Annotated in this window: 3 protein-coding genes; 1 reads left to right on the top strand and 2 read right to left on the bottom strand. The window is 70.8% G+C overall.

Annotation, left to right across the window (positions count from 1 at the left end; all coding sequences use genetic code 11):
- The coding region (locus GRC12_RS43375) for a serine/threonine-protein kinase (RefSeq protein WP_208785939.1) at positions 1-947 on the bottom strand (947 nt) is incomplete at its 3' end.
- A gap of 69 nt (positions 948-1,016) precedes the next feature.
- The gene (locus GRC12_RS43370) at positions 1,017-1,865 is read right to left on the bottom strand and encodes a menaquinone biosynthetic enzyme MqnA/MqnD family protein (protein WP_208785938.1); all 849 of its coding nucleotides are present in this window, start codon (positions 1,863-1,865) and stop codon (positions 1,017-1,019) included.
- Between the two features lie 286 nt (positions 1,866-2,151).
- Here GRC12_RS43370 and GRC12_RS43365 point away from each other — a divergent pair, with 286 nt between their 5' ends.
- Complete coding sequence (locus GRC12_RS43365) at positions 2,152-2,355, top strand: cold-shock protein (protein WP_003992177.1); 204 nt, start codon at positions 2,152-2,154, stop codon at positions 2,353-2,355.
- The last annotated feature ends 467 nt before the right edge of the window (positions 2,356-2,822 follow it).

The following is a 2,822-nucleotide window of genomic DNA, read 5'->3' as shown; positions in this document are numbered from 1 at the left end:
ACCGAAGGCCTGCTGAACCCCACCGGCCCCGAAGCGGCCTCCCCCGTCTCCGCTGCCTCGAGATTCAGCAGCCGTACGGCGCTCCGGCTCACCTGCTCCACCAACGCTCCCGGCAGCCACCCGCCCGCCACCAGCCGCGCCGCCCCCTCGGGGGCCAGCCGCCGGGCGAGGTCGGCGGGGGTGGGACGCGCGGCCGGGTCCTTGGCCAGGCACGCCTCCGTGACCTCCCGCAACTCACCGCTCAGGGAGCCGAGTTCGGGCTGCTCGTGGACGACCTTGTACAGGAGCGCGGCCGACGAGTCGCCGGGGAACGGCGGCTCACCCGTCGCCGCGAACGCCAGCACCGCGCCGAGGGAGAAGACGTCGGCCGCGCCGGTCGCGCCCTTGCCGAGGATCTGCTCCGGGGACATGTAGCCGGGCGAGCCGATGGAGACGCCGGTGGAGGTGAGGGACGCGGTGCCGTCCGTGGCGCGGGCGATGCCGAAGTCGATCAACAGGGGCCCGTCCAGGGTGAGAAGGACGTTGGACGGCTTCACGTCCCGGTGCACCAGGCCCAGTTCGTGCACCGCCGCCAGCGCCTCCGCGAGGCCCGCGCCCAGCGCTCGTACCGAATGGGCGGGCAGCGGACCGGCGTCCGCGACCGCCGTCGCGAGCGAGGGGCCCGCCGCGTAGCCGGTGGCGACCCAGGGCACGGGCGCCTCGGGGTCGGCGTCGAGGACGGGGGCCGTCCACGCGCCGCCGACCCGCCGTGCCGCGTCCACCTCGCGGCGGAAGCGGGCGCGGAACTCCTCGTCGAGCGCGAAGTGGGGGTGCACGATCTTGACCGCGACCGTGCGGCCCCCGGCGCTGCGGCCCAGGTAGACCCGGCCCATGCCGCCGGAGCCGAGCCGGCCCAGCAGCCGGTAGGGCCCGACGACGGTCGGCTCGTCGACTCCGAGCGGCTGCATGGCGTCACTCTCCCCCTGTACGCCGGCGTCACGCTCCCCCGGTACGCCTGGTGTGCAGCAGCGTAGTGATTACGGCTGGAGCAGCTCCACCTTCACGTCCGCCGGAAACCCGGTCGTCGGCCCGACGCGCCGGGCGAACTCGGCGACGGCCGCCAGCTGGGGGCCGCCGAAGCGGAAGTCGAGGGTGGTGAAGTAGCGCTCCAGGACCTTCTGGTCGTAGGCCTCCCAGCGGGCCGCCTGTTCGGCGACCTTGCCGACCTCCTCGAGGGAGAGGTTGCGGGAGTCGAGGAAGGCCTCGTGGACGCGGCGGGTGATGACCGGTTCGCGCTCCAGGTAGTCGCGCCGGGCCGCCCACACCGCGAAGACGAACGGCAGGCCGGTCCACTCCTTCCACAGGCTCCCGAGGTCGTGCACGGCCAGGCCGTACTTCGGGCCGTCGAGGAGGTTGGCGCGCAGCGCCGCGTCCCCGATCAGTACGGCCGCCTCGGCCTCCTGCATCATCAGGCTCAGGTCGGGCGGGCAGGTGTAGTAGTCGGGCCGGACGCCGTAGCGGTCGGCGAGGAGGAGCTGGGCCAGGCGGACCGAGGTGCGCGAGGTCGACCCGAGGGCGACCCGACGGCCGTCGAGCTGGTCCAGCGGGACCTGCGAGACGATGACGCAGGACATGACCGGGCCGTCGCAGCCGACGGCGATGTCGGGGAAGGCGACCAGGTCGTCCGCGTTCTTGAGGAACTCGACGAGGGTGATGGGCCCGATGTCGAGGTCTCCATGCACCAGCTGCTCGCTGAGCTTCTCCGGGGTGTCCTTGGTGAGCTCGAAGTCGAGGAGCGTGCCCGTTCTCGCGAGCCCCCAGTACAGGGGCAGGCAGTTCAGGAACTGGATGTGGCCGACGCGCGGCCGGGTGCGAGAATTGTCCACATCGCGAGGCTAGACCCTATGGGGTACGCTCCAGACTTCGGCCCCGGTGTCAACCACTCTCGGATCTTTCAAACATCCGGGTGACGTGATCTTGCCCTCTATTGCTTTCGGCTGCCCGCGTGCTAGGCTCGCCGCAAGTTGCAGTTTGGTTTCCTTGCAGTACAGAGCCTGCGGAGCATGTAACCGCGGGCTCTCGTCGTTTTCAGACGTATGCAGTTGTGCGGCACTTGTTTTCACACTTGCAGGGTTCTGGAGCAGGGCAACCCTTTGGGCCCAAGGAGGGCTTATGGCTACCGGAACCGTGAAGTGGTTCAACGCCGAAAAGGGCTTTGGCTTCATCGCCCAGGAAGGCGGCGGCCCCGACGTCTTCGTTCACTACTCCGCGATCAACGCGAGCGGCTTCCGTTCGCTGGAGGAGAACCAGCAGGTCTCCTTCGACGTGACCCAGGGCCCGAAGGGCCCGCAGGCGGAGAACGTCACCCCCGTCTGATCATTCGGTCTCGGAGCCTGGTGCTTTGATCCGGAACAGATAGCAGTACCCAAGGAGCCCCGCGCCGCAAGGCGGCGGGGCTCCTGCCTTGTGCGGGGGCTCCCGGCTCGGCGCGCGGGTGGTGGGCGCCCATCCGGATGGGAACATATGTTCGACAGGAAGCCGGGGTCTCCTTCGGAGCGATCGCCGTCGCCTGCGGCCTGGCCCACGGCGGCCACCGGTCTGCTCCTCACCACCCGAACGGCCGCATTCGGGCACACGATCGCCGACACCCCCGGCGGGGGGCGGGTCACCCGACTGGTCGGCGCCCATCTGGTCAATGATCAGACCGTCGCTCAGCCCGGGAAACCTTCCGGCTGGTCGGCCACTCGCTGCACGGACACGCGCCGGCGCGGTGATCCTGCCGGCGACCGACGGGAGCGCTGACCGAGGCGGGGCTTCGCGGGGTGGGCGCGTCCGGCCGGGGT

It is taken from the genome of Streptomyces griseorubiginosus (assembly GCF_017614965.1).
Lineage (GTDB): Bacteria > Actinomycetota > Actinomycetes > Streptomycetales > Streptomycetaceae > Streptomyces > Streptomyces griseorubiginosus_B.
The sequence above is the reverse complement of the archived record's forward strand: the minus strand, read 5'-3'. Positions and strand labels throughout refer to the sequence as shown.

What these genes read in the sequence shown, in the direction of transcription:
- GRC12_RS43365 (WP_003992177.1), top strand. Translation starts at nt 2,152, where the DNA reads ATGGCTACCGGAACCGTGAAGTGGTTCAACGCCGAAAAGGGCTTTGGC.